19 protein-coding genes are annotated in these 19361 nt (G+C 42.2%); all 19 read right to left on the bottom strand.

All coding sequences use genetic code 11. The annotated features are described in order from the left end of the window. Positions 1-176 precede the first annotated feature (176 nt). Positions 177-4550, bottom strand: a complete 4374-nt coding sequence (locus QOL74_RS05435; RefSeq protein ID WP_283408431.1) for a PolC-type DNA polymerase III — start codon at positions 4548-4550, stop codon at positions 177-179. Positions 4551-4592: 42 nt separating this feature from the next. After that, complete coding sequence (ispG, locus tag QOL74_RS05430; protein WP_346771719.1) at positions 4593-5642, bottom strand: flavodoxin-dependent (E)-4-hydroxy-3-methylbut-2-enyl-diphosphate synthase; 1050 nt, start codon at positions 5640-5642, stop codon at positions 4593-4595. Between the two features lie 59 nt (positions 5643-5701). Then, positions 5702-6706, bottom strand: a complete 1005-nt coding sequence (gene rseP / locus QOL74_RS05425; protein ID WP_283408430.1) for an RIP metalloprotease RseP — start codon at positions 6704-6706, stop codon at positions 5702-5704. An 11-nt stretch (positions 6707-6717) separates the two neighbouring features. Further along, positions 6718-7866: a 1-deoxy-D-xylulose-5-phosphate reductoisomerase gene (locus tag QOL74_RS05420; protein ID WP_283408429.1), complete on the bottom strand. Its 1149-nt coding sequence runs from the start codon at positions 7864-7866 to the stop codon at positions 6718-6720. A 51-nt stretch (positions 7867-7917) separates the two neighbouring features. After that, positions 7918-8706, bottom strand: a complete 789-nt coding sequence (locus QOL74_RS05415; protein ID WP_283408428.1) for a phosphatidate cytidylyltransferase — start codon at positions 8704-8706, stop codon at positions 7918-7920. Between the two features lie 13 nt (positions 8707-8719). Beyond that, a complete protein-coding gene (uppS, locus tag QOL74_RS05410) occupies positions 8720-9469 on the bottom strand; it encodes an undecaprenyl pyrophosphate synthase (protein WP_283408427.1) in 750 nt (249 codons plus the stop codon). A 41-nt stretch (positions 9470-9510) separates the two neighbouring features. Next, positions 9511-9696 carry a PASTA domain-containing protein gene (locus tag QOL74_RS05405; protein ID WP_283408426.1) on the bottom strand — a complete coding sequence of 62 codons (186 nt, stop codon included), beginning with the start codon at positions 9694-9696 and terminating at the stop codon, positions 9511-9513. A 3-nt stretch (positions 9697-9699) separates the two neighbouring features. Next, a complete protein-coding gene (gene frr / locus QOL74_RS05400; protein ID WP_488153921.1) occupies positions 9700-10257 on the bottom strand; it encodes a ribosome recycling factor in 558 nt (185 codons plus the stop codon). A 19-nt stretch (positions 10258-10276) separates the two neighbouring features. Next, positions 10277-10987, bottom strand: a complete 711-nt coding sequence (gene pyrH / locus QOL74_RS05395; protein ID WP_283408425.1) for a UMP kinase — start codon at positions 10985-10987, stop codon at positions 10277-10279. A 91-nt stretch (positions 10988-11078) separates the two neighbouring features. Then, positions 11079-11723: a translation elongation factor Ts gene (gene tsf, locus QOL74_RS05390; protein ID WP_283408424.1), complete on the bottom strand. Its 645-nt coding sequence runs from the start codon at positions 11721-11723 to the stop codon at positions 11079-11081. A 77-nt stretch (positions 11724-11800) separates the two neighbouring features. Then, positions 11801-12520 (bottom strand): 30S ribosomal protein S2, encoded by a 720-nt coding sequence (rpsB, locus tag QOL74_RS05385; RefSeq protein WP_283408423.1) that lies wholly within the window; start codon positions 12518-12520, stop codon positions 11801-11803. Positions 12521-12704: 184 nt separating this feature from the next. Continuing rightward, a complete protein-coding gene (locus QOL74_RS05380; protein WP_283408422.1) occupies positions 12705-12968 on the bottom strand; it encodes a hypothetical protein in 264 nt (87 codons plus the stop codon). Positions 12969-13167: 199 nt separating this feature from the next. After that, entirely contained in the window at positions 13168-13473 is a 306-nt protein-coding gene (locus QOL74_RS05375) for a hypothetical protein (protein WP_283408421.1), read from the bottom strand. 12 nt (positions 13474-13485) lie between these two features. Further along, positions 13486-14916, bottom strand: coding sequence for a flagellar assembly protein A (locus tag QOL74_RS05370; protein ID WP_283408420.1), 1431 nt, complete (start codon positions 14914-14916; stop codon positions 13486-13488). Positions 14917-14943: 27 nt separating this feature from the next. Beyond that, the gene (locus QOL74_RS05365; RefSeq protein WP_283408419.1) at positions 14944-15672 is read right to left on the bottom strand and encodes a FliA/WhiG family RNA polymerase sigma factor; all 729 of its coding nucleotides are present in this window, start codon (positions 15670-15672) and stop codon (positions 14944-14946) included. A 24-nt stretch (positions 15673-15696) separates the two neighbouring features. Continuing rightward, positions 15697-16182 carry a chemotaxis protein CheD gene (locus tag QOL74_RS05360; RefSeq protein WP_283408418.1) on the bottom strand — a complete coding sequence of 162 codons (486 nt, stop codon included), beginning with the start codon at positions 16180-16182 and terminating at the stop codon, positions 15697-15699. Positions 16183-16185: 3 nt separating this feature from the next. Continuing rightward, on the bottom strand, positions 16186-16818 hold the full coding sequence (locus tag QOL74_RS05355; RefSeq protein ID WP_283408417.1) for a chemotaxis protein CheC: 633 nt from the start codon (positions 16816-16818) through the stop codon (positions 16186-16188). Then, positions 16815-17303, bottom strand: coding sequence for a chemotaxis protein CheW (locus tag QOL74_RS05350; RefSeq protein WP_283408416.1), 489 nt, complete (start codon positions 17301-17303; stop codon positions 16815-16817). The genes QOL74_RS05355 and QOL74_RS05350 overlap by 4 nt, the downstream gene beginning before the upstream one ends. Before the next feature lie 11 nt (positions 17304-17314). Continuing rightward, positions 17315-19360, bottom strand: a complete 2046-nt coding sequence (locus tag QOL74_RS05345; RefSeq protein WP_283408415.1) for a chemotaxis protein CheA — start codon at positions 19358-19360, stop codon at positions 17315-17317. Position 19361 lies beyond the last annotated feature (1 nt).

Genomic DNA, 19361 nt, shown 5'->3' with positions numbered 1-19361 from the left:
TATTTGTTGGAGAACCCGGTTTCAGACTCATTGTTTCCACCACAGCAGTATTTATTGTGATGAACAGGAAAGAGTGGGGAGTACCCACTCTTCTAGTCGTTGATATGCGATTCAAGACAACACTTTTCATCACCAGATCCATATCGGTATCATTATACCACAGCAACCGCCTCAAATCAAGATTGAATCGGCAGGTTAAAGAGTGACAGTTGGTTGGTTTCAGGCAAATCGTGGCAGGCCCCATGATTTCGTAATGTCTCAATGACAACTTTAGATGCACCTGTTCTTTGGCGCAAATCTTCAAGTGACAGAAAATCACCTTTTTCCCGTTCTTCAGAAATGCGACGCGCAGCGTTTTGTCCAACACCCTGCAACGAAGAAAGAGGTGGAAGCACTTTGTTCTTTTCAATAATAAATTGTTCGGGATGAGAGGCGTAAAGATTTACTTGCAACATCTCAATTTCGCGACTGAACATTTCCAGTGCCACCTCCAACACTATCATTTGATTTTTTTCCTTTGCAGTTGCTTGATTTCCCAGATTCTCCAGTTCTTTCAATTTATTCATTACTGCATCAATTCCCTGAATCATAAGGTGTGCATCAAAGTCTTCCACCTTCATGCTGAAATAAGTTGCATAAAAGGCCTCGGGATAATGCACCTTATACCAGGCAATACGAAAAGACATCATTACATAGGCCACTGCATGCGCTTTCGGAAACATATATTTGATCTTGTTGCAGGAATCAATATACCACTGAGGCACTTGGTTCTCAGCCATAAGCTTCATTTCATCCTCTGTTACGCCTTTTCCCTTTCTGACATTTTCCATTATTTTAAAAGCACTTTTTGAGGGCAGCCCTTTAAGGATCAGATAGTTCATAATATCATCCCTGGTGCATATGACTTCTTTTAGTGATGCCACACCATTTCGAACCAGTTCCTGAGCATTGTTCAGCCACACATCTGTTCCGTGTGACAGACCACTGATGCGCACCAGTTCTCCAAATGTTTCAGGTTGTGTATCTTGGAGCATTTGGCGAACAAATTTGGTTCCAAACTCTGGAATGGCGATACTTCCCAGCTCTGGTGAAAAACGTTCATCCTGAAAATTGAGGGCTTCTGCTCCAACAAAAATACTTTTTGTCAACTGGTCATCCAGCGGTATTTCCAATGCGTTTGTATCAGTAAAATCTTCCAGCATACGAATCATCGTTGGCACATCGTGACCAAGAATATCTAGTTTCAGTAATCTGCCACTAAGCGCATGGTAGTCAAAGTGAGTGGTGATCACACCCGATTTTTTGTCATTGGCTGGATACTGAATTGGTGTAAATTCATGAATGTCACGATCTGCAGGAACAATCATGACACCGCCAGGATGCTGACCCGTTGTTTTTTTGACACCGGTACATCCCTCTGTCAGTCGTTTTACTTCTGCATTACTATGCTGAATACCCTTTTCTTCGCCAAATTTTTTTACATATCCATAGGCGGTTTTATTGGCAATGGTACCAATCGTTCCCGCCCGAAAAACCTTACTTTCTCCAAACAAATGTTCTATATATTGATGGGCAGTAGCCTGGTACTCTCCAGCAAAATTAAGGTCAATATCCGGTTCTTTATCTCCTTCAAATCCAAGAAATACTTCAAAGGGAATGGAATGCCCTTCTTTACGGTATTGAGTGCCGCAGTTGGAGCAGTGTTGATCAGGCAGGTCTGCCCCAGATTCCACTTCTCCTTCTGTAAAGAATTGCGAGTGGCGACAAGCCGGGCACACATAGTGGGGCGCCAATGGATTTACTTCTGTTATGCCACTCATGGTAGCTGCGAATGATGAACCGACAGAACCTCTGGATCCCACCAAGTAGCCATCACTAAGTGATTTCGCTACCAGTTTGTGTGCAATCATGTACATCACTGCATAGCCATTATCAATAATCGACCGCAACTCACGTTCCAATCGTTTTTCCACGAGGTCGGGCAATGGATCTCCGTAGATTTCAGCTGCTTTTGTGCGACAGAGTTTTTCCAATTGTTCTTCTGATCCATCAATAAAGGGCGGAAACGTACCCTCCGGAACCGGAACCAAATCTTCTATTTGAGATGCCAATGCACGTGGTTGTACGATAACAATTTCCTCTGCCCGTTCCTTGCCTAGATATGAAAACTCTTCCAGCATTTCTGTGGTGGTTTTTAAATTCAACAATGCCGGATCTTCTGTATCGTCAAAGCCCATTCCCGCCTGAAGCACCTGACGGAATAAATCATCACAGGCACGGGTATAATGAGCATCTCCTGTTGCCAACACGGGTTTATTCAGCTGATCTCCCAGCTGAATAATGCGTTTGTTGATTTCCATCAATTCCTCACGGCTGCCTGCCAGTCCTTTATCGATGAGAAATGCATTGTTGGAAGTTGGTTGAACTTCCAGGTAATCATAAAAAGCAGCAATGGTTGTCAGTTTTGTTTCCGGTTCTCTGTTGAGAACTGCCTGATATAACTCTCCAGCCTGGCAAGCAGTTCCAACAAAAAGACCTTCCCGTTTGCGATTTAATAAGCTTTTGGGAATACGTGGTTTTTTATAAAAATACTTCATGTGCGATTCAGAAACTATCTCGTATAGATTTCTTAATCCTTTTTGATTTTGCACAAGTAAAATCACATGATACGGTTTCAAACGAGAGACATCAACAGCCTGTGTCAATACTTGGTTCATTTTTGACATCGAATTAATGCCTTGTTCTTTCATTCGCTGAACTAATTTAAGAAATACTTCTGCCGTAGCCCTGGCATCATGGATAGCACGATGATGGTTTTCCAAGTTTACCTGCAGTGCTTTTGCGACCAAGTTCAGTTTGTGTCGTTTTAATTCTTTTAAGAGAATTCTTGATAAGGCAAGAGTATCCAGCACCGGAAAATTGAAGCCCATTCCTATTCGTCTCATATTCTCCCGAATAAAACCGGCGTCAAAATCAGCATTGTGGGCAACTAAAACAGCCCCTTTGCAAAAGTCTATGAACCGGGGCAATTCTTCCAAAATAAGAGGAGCATCCTTTACCATCTCATTGGTTATGCCTGTAAGTTCGGTGATTTCTGAAGAAATGAGTTTTTCGGGATTAATAAGGGAGCAATATTCTCCAACAATTTCGCCATTTTCAACACGAACAGCTCCAATTTCGGTAATTCGGTCGTGGGCATTTGAAAGCCCTGTTGTTTCAATGTCAAAAACAACAAATGCATCTTCAAAAGTATGGTTGTCTGCGCCTGTCACCAGTTCCATTTCGTCATCAACCAAATATCCTTCCATCCCATAGAAAATGCGTATGCCATGTTTTTTACCAGCGGCGGCGGCTTCTGGAAAGGCCTGCACAACACCATGATCTGTGATGGCGATTCCAGAATGGCCCCATTTAGCCGCCTGGGCAATAACAGAGGTTGGCGAACAGATTCCATCCATCTGCGACATGTTGGTATGGCAGTGAAATTCAATTCGTTTGTCCGGGGCATTGTCGGTTGATGGTTTGGAAGAATGAGGCATTATATCTGATACCATCAGAATATTTTCTTTGCTGTAATGGTCAAACTGAATACTTCCTCTAACTAATATAGTTGTGCCCGATTTCAGGAGTTCTTCCAGATTAACTTGTGTTTTTTTTGGTTCAAATAATTTGGCAGTGATCGAGCCAGTATAGTCAGTCAGATCAAAAATGTAGAGCTTCCTATCGTTTTTCAGCACTCGAACATCCACAGAAAAAATATCACCTTTAATTGTCGCCTGAGTATCGTCTTCTCTCAATTCGCCAATTGTCTGTAGTGTTGTATTAATTGGTTTTCCCACCCAAGTTCCTTGGGCTGGTTTGCCGTTTTCTCCCTGGTTTCGGGTTTTCATCATTTTACCTTGTGATGATGAGTTGCTCTTCTTGACTGAACTGTTATCATTGCCATGGCCATTGTTTTGAACCAGGGCATCGGAAATAATGACTTTTTCCAATGCTTTTTTTGACTTCTCATAAGCGGTATTATCAAATACTAATGGATTATTTGTAGCAATTCGACATTTAAGCTGTACACCATACATATTGGCGATCATTTTCCCAATCATTTCATGGATGCGTTTATCAAATGCTTTTCGTTCGAGGGTGGGATCTTGAAAGATCAATTGTAGTTCGCCATTCACCAGATCCCACACCACCTCATCTTTCAGGAGAGCCGCTGCCGCACTCATTTGAGCGAGAACGTAGTGAATGTTTTCTTCGAAAAAGGGAGCTTTTTTTAATTTTTCCGGTTCTGTTTCTTTGAAATCAGTCATCAATCGATATGCGACCGAATCATTGATTCCCAAACTATTCTTAATCTGGCTCATAAAGTCATCCAGTTGACGCAAGGGTAATGGTTTGCTCGTTTCAAGATAGAGCATTACGCGAGCCTGTTTTTTGATATGCACCAATCGATTTAAACGACATTGTATCCATATGTGATGTTCGTCGGTATGAGCGACATTGAGTTTTTTCAACATGTGAGAAAGTGTATATGTTGTATTGAGCGACATGGGAACCTCCTGAGATACATAGCAAATCGTCCTGATATCTGATCAAAGATTTTCAATTTCTTCTAAAAGTTCTTCAACAATTCGATTTTCGGGAATTTTTCGAATGACTTTTCCTTTTTTGAAAAGTAATGCGCATTCTTTTCCTCCGGCAATTCCAATATCTGCCTCTCGTGCTTCACCTGGCCCATTCACAGCGCACCCCATAATGGCAACTGTTAAGTTTTTATCTTTGCTGATGAGTTTATTTTCAATCTGTTGGGCAAGTTCAATGAGATTAATTTGGCATCGGCCGCATGTCGGGCAAGAAATTATCTGAATGCGATCTTTCAACAAGCCCAAAACCCTTAAAATGTTTTTGCCAGCTTCAATTTCTAGAACAGGATCTGCCGTTAGCGAAACCCGGATGGTGTCACCAATACCATCAAGCAACAGCGCACCAATGCCAATTGCTGACTTAAGCGTTCCAGTTTCACGGTTCCCGGCTTCTGTGACACCCAAGTGAAGCGGGTATGGCACTTTTGAAGAAATCTGACGATAAGCTTCCACCATCACTTTCAAGCTGCTTGCTTTTAATGACAGTACAATTTGATCGAATTTATCTGCTTCCAATATTTTCACATGCTCCAATGCACTTTCAACTAATGCTTCAGCAGTAGCATTGCCATAACGTGCCTGTATTCGATGATCAAGAGAACCAGCATTGACACCAATACGAATGGGGATATTTTTTTCCTTCGCCATTTCGGTCACCATTTGAACACGTTCTCTGCTGCCTATATTACCTGGGTTTATCCTTAGCTTATCAGTTCCCTGTTGCATGGCAATTAAGGCAAGATTGTAATCAAAGTGTATGTCTGCAACCAGTGGAATATTAATTTGCTTTTTGATAGCTCCTATAGCCTCTGCCGCCGCCACATCAGGAACGGCCACTCGTACCACCTGACAGCCGGCATTTTCCAGCAACCGTATCTGGGCAACGGTGTCTTTGACATTTCGGGTATCGGTGGTCGTCATGGATTGGAGAACAATGGGATACGGCCCTCCAATGGATAGAGAGCCGATGTTAACGATGGTTGATTTGCGTTTATTCATTCTCAGTCACCTTTTCAGTTATCTTGATTTCACTTTAACATGACAGCTTTTACAGATAATTAAAAAAATGTCAAAATGTCTTTATATGTGATGACTACCATTAACAGCATTAACAGCGTAATGCCAATCATATGAACCATCGCTTCTTTTTCAGGGTCAATGGGTCGACCTCTCAAGCCTTCAATAAGAAGAAAAATAATGCGACTTCCATCAAGGGCTGGAATCGGGAGCAAGTTCATAATACCTAAATTTATGCTGATCAATCCTGCCAAACCAACCACGTCCATCCATCCAGAGCGACTCGCCTGCCCCACAAGACTGATAATACCCACAGGTCCTGCCACGTCGGCAGTATCTGCCTGGCCTCTTATCAATTGACGCAGGAATGAAAATATTTCAGAAAAGATAAATTTTGATTGTTCAAAACTACTGCGAAATGCGGCTGGCAAAGATTTTTCTGAGCCCGGAATAATGCCAATAAGGAGCCGCCCTGTTTCTTCATCAAATCTTGGTGTAACAGTAAAATGCAGAATTTCACCCTGACGATTGATGAGTACCTCCACCGGGTTACCTCCTGATGATGCAATTTCTCCCACCAGTTCTTCCCATGAATTGATTTCTTCACCATCAATTTCAACAACCTTATCACCAGGTTGTAAACCTGCCTCTTGGGCTGGCGAGTCAGGAATCATGTCTCCAATATGTGTTCCAGGTACTCCCAGCGAGAAAAAAATCAGGAAAAAACACATAAATCCCAGTATGAAGTTCATCAAAGGACCGGCAAAAATGACACTGATACGTGCTTTCACCGTCTTCTGGCTGAAGCTGTCAGTGGCTGACGAACTCTCATCTTCTCCTTCCATACGAACAAAGCCACCAATGGGAAATATCCTCAATGCATAGACTGTGCCCCGGTGCTTATGCTGAATCATTTTTGGACCCATGCCGATGGCAAACTCGTGGACACGAATACCGACAAGTTTGGCCACCCCAAAGTGTCCTAGCTCATGAAAAAAAACCAACAACCCAAAGACTAATATTGCCACAACGGCAGTTGTCATCATTTACACCTTCCTTAGAAAAAAGACTTGAGCTTCGATCGCGTCCAATTTTCCACTTCTATCAGTTCTTCCAGTTCCAGATATTCAAAGGGCACATGCTGATGCATCACACGTTCGATGTAATCCGATATTTGATAAACACTAATTTTTCCCTGCAAAAAAGACTCCACTAAAAAATCATTTGCCGCATTCATTACGCAGGGCAATGTCTTGCCAACGACAAGCGCTTCTCTTGCCAAACGCAGACATGGAAACTTTTCCACGTTTGGTGCTTCAAAAGTCAGCGCACCTATTGATAACAGATCCAATGAATTTAAATGGTTTTTTAATCGCTTTGGCCATGAAAGGGCATATTGGATGGGTACCCGCATGTCCGGTAATCCCATCTGTGCCAGAACCGAAGTATCTTGGAATTCAACCATGGAGTGAACGATACTCTGAGGATGTATCAGAACATCAATCTGTTCATTCGTCAGATCAAAAAGCCAGGCGGCTTCAATGATTTCAAGGCCTTTATTCATCATAGTGGCTGAATCGATGGTGATTTTTCGCCCCATTGACCAATTAGGATGATTAAGCGCGTCTTCAAGCGTAGCACGATTAATGGATTCCCGGCTCCACGTGCGGAAGGGGCCCCCTGAAGCAGTTAAAACAACTCTTTTGACCTCATTCTTGTTTTCACTATTCAAGCACTGAAATATTGCAGAATGCTCGCTGTCAACCGGAATGATTTGCTTGCCGTTTCGAGCTGCCAGTTTCGTCATTAGCATTCCACCTGAAACCAAGGATTCTTTATTGGCCAGTGCAAGGTCTTTCCCGTTTTTTAAAGCCAGATAGCTGGGAGTCAGCCCACGGCTTCCCACTAGGGCGTTTAACACCAACTCAGTTTCCGGCATTGAAACTGCTGTCTCCAATCCATCATCACCGTGTAATATGCGTGTTCTATTTGTAGGTAATATTCTGCTTAGGTGATTTGCATCCTCATATTTTTTCAAAATCGCCACTTTTGGTCTAAATTCAATAATCTGTTTTGCAAGCAGATCGATGTTATGCCCTGCTGTTAACGCGACGACTTCATACTCTTCACGATGCCTGCGAACCACATCCAGCGCCTGTGTTCCTATTGAGCCTGTAGAACCCAACAGGGAAATTTTTTTGGACACAACCACACCCCGCTTATTATCTTATCCCATTCATACCCGCTTCTCTTATCCTTATCGCAAAATCAATATTTTTAAAAAAAGATAGACAAAGGGAGCTGTTAGAAGAATGCTGTCAAAACGATCAAGGATTCCGCCGTGTCCTGGAAACAAGCGCCCAAAATCTTTTATTCCCACGGTTCGTTTAATAAGCGAGGCAGAAAGATCGCCAAATTGAGATACAATAGCTCCCAGGCAACCTAATAGAAGAAACGCAGGTAGATGGTCCGGCATAAGTAGCTTTGAAAAAATGAGACATCCTAACATGCTGCCTACAATTCCCCCAACAGCGCCTTCAACGGTCTTTTTGGGACTGATAGAGGGGCACAATTTTCGACGCCCCATGGCGTACCCTGTCAGGTAAGCTCCGGAATCGCATCCCCAAGAAATAATAAACACTAACCAGAGGGCATGCGGCATTAATAGTTCTTCGATTAATAGCATTTGATATAAAAGTACTGCCACATAGATAAAGCCGAACCACGTGATCAGGGTATCCTGCATTTGAACGGTCTTGTGATGGATCACCCAGACCACCAAAAGGATAACCAGTGTCATTGGAATGGCAATTTGTTGAGCAGTACCCCCATTCACAAGAAAGAACCCTATGTATAAGATACCTGTTCCACTATAGCCTGTCCATGCAACGGGGTTAAAACCACCCTGCCGGGCACAGTGATAAAACTCGTGCAAGCCGATGATAGACACTGTCATCAAGGAAAGCGTTAGCAAATGAGAACCTTTAGTTAAAATATAAAATAAAATTGGTAGTCCTACAATCGTGGTCAGGATGCGTTTGCCCAAAGTGCTGCCTCCTTTATGTTAACCCGCCAAAACGTCGTTTTCTGTTTTGGTAGTCTTTGATGGCTTCTTTAAAATGTTCACCTCGAAAATCAGGCCAAAGTGTGTCAGTAAAATAAAGTTCAGTGTATGCAAGTTGCCAAAGCAGAAAATTACTGATGCGTTGTTCACCACTTGTTCTGATCAGTAAATCCGGATCAGGCATAGCTGCTGTATCAAGTCGTGAACGAATATCATCTTCTGAAATAGATTCAGTTTGTACTTGGCCTTCAACCGCTTCTTTCATCAGTTGCTTTATCACACGTGTCAGTTCATTTCTGCCACCATAGTTAAGGGCAATATTCATTTTTAAACCATTATTTGAGGCAGTTTTGGCAATTGCCATTTCAATCTCATCTCGAACAGTCCCATGAAATCGGCTCAAGTCACCGATTGTGCTGATACAGACCTTCTGTCGATTCAACTCTTCAATCTCTTTACGCAGATAGTCAACCAATAGGTTCATCAAAAATTGAACTTCATTTTCTGGTCTTTTCCAATTTTCAGTAGAAAAAGCATACAGCGTCATCATTTCTATGTTCATTTCTGATGCAGTTTTGACAATTTCGCGAATCGCTTCAACTCCCTGCTGATGACCAGCAGTGCGAGGTAAGTGACGTTGTTCGGCCCACCGGCCATTACCATCCATAATAATGGCAATATGGTGTGGCAGACGCTTCATGTCAATGGATTCATCAGGTCTGCTTTTCTTTTTAAATATTGCCATAATAAGCACCTCAGCAATCAGAAGCCCCCTGAATCAGGGGGCTAAAAATAGGCGATCAATAATACTGTCTTCCCATGTTCATCGAACTGTTGGCGAATAATCCTTTGTTCGCCCGATAAAGAGTTTTTCTCGGTATTAGCTTTGACAATAGTAAAGGGTAGTTCCATTGTTGATAAACAGCTAACAGCTTCCTCTTTATGTTGTCCCAGAAGATCTGGATAATCCAAATACTAAACCTCCATCATTTCTTTTTCTTTTAGTGCGAGTAGTTCGTCAATGTTTTCAATGTACTTATCAGTCATTTTTTGGACTGTTTCTTGCGCTTGTTTCAAATCATCTTCTGTTATTTCACCAGATTTTTCCATTTTTTTCAGGGCATCGTTGGCATTGCGTCTCTCATTGCGAATGGCTACCCGTCCGTCTTCTGCTTTTCCTTTGACAATCTTTGTTAAATCCTTTCGACGCTCTTCTGTCAGTTGAGGGATAGCCAATCGAATCACTTTTCCATCATTAGAAGGATTGATTCCCAAATCAGACTTTTGGATGGCCTTTTCAATATCTGTCAGCACAGAAGGATCAAAGGGTTGAATGGTAATTAACCGTGGTTCTGGTGCAGCGACCGTTGCAATCTGTTTCAAGGGAGTAACAGCACCATAATACTCAATTGTGATTCGATCCAACATCGCCGGATTGGCACGACCCGCTCTTACACTGTTGAACTCATCCTGAATGACTGCAATGGTTTTCTTCATTTTTTCCTCAACGGCTTTATGGATTTCCAGTTGCATCGTAAATCCCCCTTTAAAATTAGCTGTGAATATAGGTGCCAATGGCTTTGCCCAACACCACTTTCTTAATATTTTCAGGGTCGTCAAGGCCAAACACTTTGATGGGAATCTGATTATCCATACACAGGGAAGTTGCTGTAGAATCCATGACTTTAAGCCCTCTATTTAAAACATCAATGTAACTGATGTCGAGAAGCCTGCTGGCATCATCATTTTCATTGGGATCTTTATCATAAACAGCATCTACTTTTTTAGCCAGTAAAATAACGTCTGCTTCAATTTCAGCCGCTCGCAAAGCTGCTGTTGTGTCTGTTGAAAAATAGGGATTTCCAGTACCGGCTGCAAATATGACGACGCGATTTTTTTCCAGATGCCTCACTGCACGTCTGCGAATGTAGGGTTCCGCAATCTGCCTCATTTCAATAGCAGTTTGAACACGTGTAACGACTTCGACATTCTCAAGTGCATCCTGGAGCGCAAGACTGTTGATAACGGTTGCCATCATACCCATATAATCTGCAGTCGTTCTGTCCATATGTGTACCAGTACGTCCCCGCCAAAAATTGCCACCACCAACAACAACAGCCACCTGAACACCCATAGCGACCACTTCTTTAATCTGACCGGCGATACGAACAAGTGTATCAGGGTCAAGACCAAACCCCTTTTCTCCAGCCAATGCTTCTCCGCTAAGCTTAAGTAATATTCGATGATATAAAGGTTTTTCCATCAACTGATTCTCCCGTCTTGCTGATGTTTTAAGGCATCATTGTCAGACTTCATAGTTAAAGAGAACACCAAGGTGTTCTCATGTGAATCAATTACTGGATTTGTTTTGCCACTTCTTCTGCAAAATTTTCCTCTTTTTTCTCGATTCCCTCACCAACTTCGAAGCGTGCAAATCTTCTAATGCTCAGATGTTCGCCGATTTTTGCAACTTTCGCCGTTAATAACTGCTGAATTGTCATATCAGGGTCTTTAACAAAATCCTGCTCAAGAAGGCATACTTCTTTGTAGTACTTTTCGATACGGCCTTCCACCATTTTATCAACTATTTTTTCGGGCTTACCTTCATTAAGTGCTTGCTTGCGCAGAATGTCTCTTTCCTTCTCAATCATGTCTTGAGGAACTTCTTCACGGCTGACGTATTGTGGATTTGACGCAGCAATTTGCATAGCAACATCCTTAACAAAATTGCGAAACTCTTCATTCTTCGCAACAAAGTCTGTCTCGGAGTTCACTTCCAATAAAACGCCGATTCGCCCACCATGAATATATGCTTCAACAATACCTTCAGCGGCAATTCTACCCGCTTTTTTGGCAACTGCTGCCAGTCCTTTTTCCCGCAATACTTCCACTGCTTTTTCCATGTCACCGTCAGTTTCGACTAGCGCTTTTTTACAGTCCATCATACCGGCTCCTGTTTTTTCACGCAATTCTTTAACCATGCCTGCCGTAATATTCATGAGTTCACCCTCCACGATAATAGTAAAGGCAAGGGGTGGAGTGACAAATGCATTCCTACCCTTACCTTGTTATAACATTAAGCTTCCGCTGAAGTTTCTTCTACTTCATCCTGAAAACTTTGTTTTCCTTCCACTACAGCATCTGCCATTGTTGCCGCTAAAAGTTTAACCGCTCGAATAGCATCATCGTTACCAGGAATCACATAATCAATTTCATCAGGGTCGCAGTTGGTGTCAACAATAGCTACTACTGGTATACCCAACTTTCTCGCTTCCAATATGGCAATCCGTTCTTTTCGGGGATCTACCACAAAGAGTGCATGCGGCATTTCTTTCATGTCTTTGATCCCGCCCAAAAACTTTTCGAGTCGTTCCATTTCATGTTTCAGTTGAATGACTTCTTTTTTGGGGAGAACGTCAAAGGTACCGTCCTCTTCCATTTTTTCAAGTTTATGCAATCGGTCAATGCGCAGCTTAATGGTTTTGAAGTTTGTTAGCATGCCGCCCAGCCAGCGTTGATTGACAAAGTACATGCCGCAACGCTTTGCTTCCTCTGCAATGGATTCTTGAGCCTGTTTTTTTGTTCCAACAAATAGTATCTTTCCGCCTTCTTCCACCACACTCTTGATCACATTGTAGGCCGCATCAACTTTCTTGACGGTTTTTTGCAGATCAATAATATAAATACCATTTCGTTCTGTGAAGATGTACTCTGCCATCTTGGGGTTCCATCTTCTTGTTTGGTGCCCAAAATGCACCCCTGCTTCCAACAACTGCTTCATTGATACTACACTCATTTTACTAACCTCCTGAATTGTTTTTTCCGCCACTTCCATCCATTTTCTCCGGGACTCCCTGCGGGAGCACCTCCATCAAAATCAAGAAGTGTGTGATTTGTCGCCCTATGTATTCTATCACATCAACCGTTGCAAGGCAACGGATTTTTATATTTTTGGTATATAGCTGTTGATTCAATAGTCATCATTTTGTCTCTTGCATCTGCTTCATGACGGCACGCACCATTTGTGCTTCGCCAATGCTCTTTCCTGTTAGTTTTGCAGCCTGTTCCACCGATATGCCTTCTTGAAGCAAAAGGATCAACTCTTGGTTTTTTTGAACAAAAGTGTGAAATTGAAGGCTGTTAAGGAAAGAAGACGGAAAAGATTCGGTTGCTCTTGGCTGTTCTTCATTCTTCTGTTGAAGTTGTACAATTTCATCTTTAAGGTTGGCAATTTCTTCTTCCATGGTGGCGATCCGCTCATCCATTCTTCTGATCTTTTCCTGTTCAAAAATGAGTTTTTCCGCTACTTTTTGAACAATTGTATCGCCAGCTGTGTGGGATGATTTGCTTCTTATCATTGCCAATGTTGATAAGATCATTGCAACAAGACTGATGATGGTTACAGCAGTATTAATCTGCAGCGTTTCCGGCAAATCCGTCACCTCAGATCCTTATATCAAGCCGGTTACCTTTGTATGCTTCTGTCACCTTTTTTTCTGAAGGATTTCTTTTTTTCTTGTTTTTCTGATGCTGTTGTTCATTTTTCTGCTGACCATCTTCATCCACCAAACTTCCCTGCGATGCATCAGAATGGATGACTTTGCTTTTATTGCGCTCTACTTCCGACTGTACATTATCTTGCATAAAGGCATTTACATTGCTTCCCCGATGATGCTGTTCATGCTGGTTTTTTGCTTCATGTACCGTGTTGAGTGCGGAAATCGAATGATCAATGGGCTTGATGGACATGTTGCTCACCTCCTATTTCTCAAACATCCCGATGGCTACATCACCTTCCCTGTAAAAAAGCGTGCACATTGCCAGATCATCGTACACATGCTTAACTGCATTGTAAATGGAGATTCGAACACCTGGGTAAATGGTTTGTGAAGCATGGATTTTTCCTTTGGTGGCATCCTCCATTTGCTGATCCATGTCGACAATCTCCCGCTGAATGTCAAGCTGTTGGTCTTTCATCACTTCATAAGTTTTCACAGAACGCACCAGCATATCTTTTTTCGATGGTGGCAGAGGAACATTTTTATTCATCTTATTGAGTATTTCGATGGTCTGTTTTAAGTTCTCAAGGTTCTTGACAGTTTCTTTTAATTTTGCTTTCGCCTGATCATATTTCTCTTTTAAGTTAGGATCGATACCTACTTCGATTTGTGTTTGTGTTCCCATCGAAGAACCTATTACCTGTGCGATTATTTCTTCACCAGCTTTAACAACGCCGCCAACAATTAATCCTTTTTTGCCTTTAATCAGGATTTTTCGACGCGCATAAACAACGCTGTGGAGGATACAATCTGCTTCAACGTTGCCGCCTGCATTTATTTTAGTATTTTCAATATACCGTGCAACCAAATCACCTTTGCAGTACAATTCGGCCTGATTATTCCCCTGAATACCCCGCTTCAGAACAATATTTGAATTTGATTTGAGTATAGCCCCTTCAACAACACCTTCTACCTCAATGTCACCATCTGCTTCAATTACAAATCCAGATTTTACATTTCCTTTAACAAGCACTTTCCCATTAAACCGGATATTACCAGTGGTGTTATCGACATTTGCAGGTACTTGATAGACAGGACTTACTGTAATTTTGCCGTCACGTATAAAAACCTGGCCATCTGCCAAGGCCCGCATTTGGAGACTATCACTGCTAAGTTCAACGAATTTGCCAGGTTGAAAACGAGCAGGCTTTCCTGGTTTTTGGGGAACAGCTTTGCCTGTTACGTCAGTACCGGGTACACCTTCCGTCGGCAATATTTGTTCCGCCAGTAGATCATTTTGGCGGACGTTTTCAATTAAATCAAGGTTCTTAAAGTCAACTGTTCCATCTTCATTGATAGATGGTTTCTTCTGTTCCTCAATATTAAAGTGATAGATCACTTGTCCGGCTTCGCCGTCAACCGGTCTCTCTCCCCTGGCACAAATAAAACTGTTTTCATAATACTGATGCGCGACTTTTTCTTCAATAATTTGTCGATCGATACCATGCACCACATTCGCTGTTTTAAGAGCTTCAATAGCTGTTTCAACCGTTACGGGGCGTCCCTCTCCCACCGGTTCTGTGAAAAGCATCATTGCCTCCATCCGGTCTGGAGAGAGAGTAACTTTTACTTCTCCATCAATATTCTGAGGTTCCTTGTGTTCAGAGACATTAAAATCGTTAACTTCCGTCATATTGATCCCCCTCGTGAGCAGTGATGTCTATCCTTCCATCCTGTTTCGAATGCGGGTTACAGCCTTTGAATGCAATTGTGAGATTCTTGATTCTGAAACACCCATAATATTGCCGATTTCTTTATATGTTAGCTCTTCATAATAGTAGAGTGAAATCACTTGGCGTTCTCTATCAGGCAAGAGTTGAATACTCTCCATGAGCAGTTTGCTCGTCTCACTTTTCATCAACATTTGTTCAGGTAATTCTTGATGGGATTCCACCGCTTTTATTTCTTCGGCAGAATCCATTAGCTTCTCTTCCAGGGAAATCATATTGAATGTACTTGTTTGCTGGAGTACTGACTGAAATTCCTGCACCGACATATCCAAAGCTTCAGCAATCATTGCGTCAGAAATCTGTCCTTGATACTGGTTTTCCAGCTTTGAAATGACTTCTTCAATTTGCTTGGATTTCTGTCTCACAGACCGAGGAATCCAATCCAGATTGCGAATTTGATCCACAACCGCCCCCCGAATCCGAATCTGGGCATAAGTTTCAAATTTGACATTTTTGCCTGGATCAAATTTTTCAATGGCGTCAATCAAACCGAAAATACCATAACTCACGAGGTCATCAAATTCCAGATGGTTTCCATAGGTGGCATAGAGTCGTCCGGCAATAATCTTAACCAGTTCCACATACGTTTCGATTAAACGGGTTTTAGTTCCCGGATCTTTATGCTTCCTATACTGTTCCCACAATTCTTTGGTATCCATGGTGAGTCCCCCCGGCAGCCAGTGTTATAGTTCTCTCATTCCTTTACCAATGGCTTTGACAAGTAGTCGTCCCGAGTCAGGGTGTATTTCTATGGTACGACCATAATTCCCTCCTGTATCTTCCGCATGGAGAGGTATACGATACTCTGTCAGCAATTTTTTGGTTGCCATCGTGTTTCGTGAACCAATTTTCATTATATCTGATTGGCTGTCCATTGCAAACATCTGTGCTCCACCCGCTATTTTTGCGTACAACCGACTTCTCAGAGCCCCTGCTTCCACCATCTCTTTTAGCAATATTTCCAATGCTGTATCAGCAAATTTGGCTTTATTGGCATTATTCTTTATCTGAGTGCTATCTGGCAACATAATATGCGCCAGTCCCGCCAGCCTTTTGTCTGGATCATATAAGGCAATACCAACACATGAACCCAACCCCAAAGTTGTTAATACATCAGGAGCTTTCGCAATTTTCAGGTCGGCCATACCGACTTTGATTAATTCTGCCATGTATTAACTCACTCCCAGGGCTTCAAGTAAAATGCCATAAGAATTTTCGTCGGGTATCAGAAAAAAGTTGGCTGTCACTTCTTGCGTCCCATCAAAGAGGCGATTTTCAATCATAAGCACTTTATCGCTGATCTCGCCAAACTGAATAGCCGGAACACTTAGAATTGCCCCTGCCATATCGACACACAGTGAAGGTGGTGACAAATTAATTCTGAGGTTCGTCAATGCTGCTAAAGAAGATATATACGAGCCCGATAGTATATTGCCAATTTCTTGCAATGCTGATCTGTCCATCTCATCCAAATCATATACTTCATTTTCATCGAAGTCGGCAGGATCTTTTCCCATTAGTATCCCCGTCAGCATTTTGGCAGACTGAATATCCATCAGTACCATAATATTTCCCTTAATGGCTCCATTCATTCCGAAGTATATGCCTGATACAACATTTTCTTCACCGCCAAGAATACCCGGCACTTCTTCAATGTCCATAATTCTGACAACAGGTACTTTCATATCGACTTTCTTTTGAATCATTACTGCCAATGATGTCGCTGCATTACCTGCCCCGATATTCCCTATTTCCCTTAAAACATCCAAATGTATACTGCTCAGGTCGTCAATCGAACGTGTCAATGTTCCTGACTCCTTTCCTCCGATGATTCCTGATCATTTAAGCCAAGTATCGCAAACACATCCAACATAATAATCATTCGGTCATCAATCTTGCCAATTCCTTTTATGGATGTTTCTTCCACATGACTTAGCACACTGGTTGCATTTTCAATGTTTTCCTGTGGTATACTCAACACTTCCGAAGAACTGTCAGTCATAATTCCAACCGTTAACTCTTCCACCGAAAGAATGATGATTCGAGAATCATCCGTCACTGGTATGCTTTCCAATCCGAACAATTTTCTCAGGTCAATAACCGGGACAATTTCACCCCGAAGATTAATGACCCCTAAAATATAAGGCTGTGCATTGGGTACGCGAGTAATGTCGGTCACTTTTTCAATGATTTCGACAAAGTGAATCGAAACCCCATAAGACTCACCATCTAACTTAAAAATGACATACTGGTCCACAGCAGCATCGTGCTTTTGATCCTGATTGTTCATATAATCCCTCCTTAGAAGAAAGAGTTGGTGTCAACAATTAATGCAACGGTTCCGTTACCCAGAATAGTAGCACCTGCAATCCCTTGAATTCCAGATAAATAACGCCCTAATGACTTTATGACGACTTCTTGTTGGCCTATCAATTCATCCACCACGAGACCAAAAGTGCGATCTCCATGATTGACAATAACTACCGTATTTTCTTCCTGTTTTTCGTTTTCTTCAGGCACTGAGAGCAGATGTGATAATCTGAGAACAGGTAATGTGGACTGCCGGAAAAGCACCACCTCTTTCCCCTGAACTTTTCGGATGGCACTTTCTTGAATGGTTGAAATTTCACGGATGTTATTCAATGGTATGGCATACTTCTCCACTCCTACATGTACCAGAAGCGCTTGTATAATTGCAAGTGTCAATGGAAGACGGATGATAAACCGAGTCCCTTTCATGGGCTGTGAATCAACCTCGACAACGCCGCCTAACGTTTCAATTTTCGTTTTAACTACGTCCAGACCAACACCACGCCCTGAAAGGTCTGATACGGTGTCTGCTGTGCTGAATCCGGGATGAAAGAGAAACTGGATGACTTCTTTATCTTCCATCAACTGACTTTGCGACTGAGAAATCAGACCCCGATCAAGCGCTTTGGCTTTAACTCGTTCAATATCAATCCCTTTGCCATCATCCTGAACTTCGATAACGACACTGTTCCCATCGGGATAGGCAATTAACTTAAGCGTTCCCGCTTGATCTTTATGGTTTCTAATGCGAGTTTCGGGCTCTTCGATGCCATGATCAATGGCATTCCTAATTAAATGAATTAACGGATCACCTATCTCATCAATAACCGTCCGGTCAACCTCTGTTTCTTCACCTGTCAACTGAAGGTTGATTTCTTTGCCTAAATCTTTTGACAAATCCCGAACCATCCTTGGAAAACGATTGAATACTCGTTCGATTGGAACCATGCGCACCTTCATGACTGCATCATGCAGGCTGGTTGTAATTCTCTCCAGTTGTTCAGTTGTATCACTAATCGATTTTTGCTGACTCATCTGATGCGCGTCTTCTAACCGTGTCTTAATAATAATCAGCTCGCTCACAAGGTTCATCAGATTATCAAGACGATCAATGTCCACTCGAACAGTTTTTCCAGTTTTAGCTTTTTTCTTAGCATCCAAATCACCTTTTGATGATTCTGCCATTCCACCCTTATCCAATTCCATCACCGCCGCAGCTATTTCAGTGGGTGCATGGTTCGCGTCATCCTGGCTGCGAATGTTATCAACTGTTAATTCCGTTGCAATAATTTCATCCACTTCAGCAATGTTGCTCAATTCTTGAATTAATGAAACTTCTGGCTTTTCAGTAACAACCGTCAAAACAAACGAGAAATCAAATCTTTCATCTTCAATATCCTCAATGCTTGGATTTGCATGAATAATTTCTGCCATTGTTTCGAGAGTGCTGAAAATAATATAGGCTCTTGCAGATTTAAGCATGCATTTGGGGTTGAGTGAAATTTTAAGCCTAAAAATCTGGTAGCCCTTATCGGAAGCTTTCTGAATCATGCTTGCTACATACTCATCCACTTCAAGATCGGTTTCTCCATCAGCAGCTTCTTGATAATCTGCAGGCGCATTGCTACTAGTTTCAGTGATTTTGATGGGTGACTGCGGATTCTCAAGGAGTTGAAGATTTTTCACAAGTTCAGCAGAAACATTATCCCCTTCCTGCTGTGTTGTTTCGATATTCACAATATAGTTTTCCAGTTGATCAAGGCACTCAAACAAAAGATCAACCACTTTCCCATTGACAGCCAATTTACCATTGCGGATTTGATCGAGGACATTTTCCATTTGATGCGTCAGGCTGAGTACATGATTGTACCCCATGGTGCCTGACATTCCTTTTATCGTATGGGCGATACGAAAAAGTTCATTCAGATGGGTTGTATCCTGAGGGTTTTTCTCCATTGTCAGCAAAATATCGTTCATATGCTGCAAGTGCTCTTTTGACTCATCAATAAACATATCTAAATACTGGTTCACATCCATC

Source organism: Anoxynatronum buryatiense (assembly GCF_900182905.1).
GTDB classification, from domain to species: domain Bacteria; phylum Bacillota; class Clostridia; order Peptostreptococcales; family Tindalliaceae; genus Anoxynatronum; species Anoxynatronum buryatiense.
Note: the sequence above shows the minus strand (reverse complement) of the source record. Positions and strands in the feature narration are given on the sequence as shown.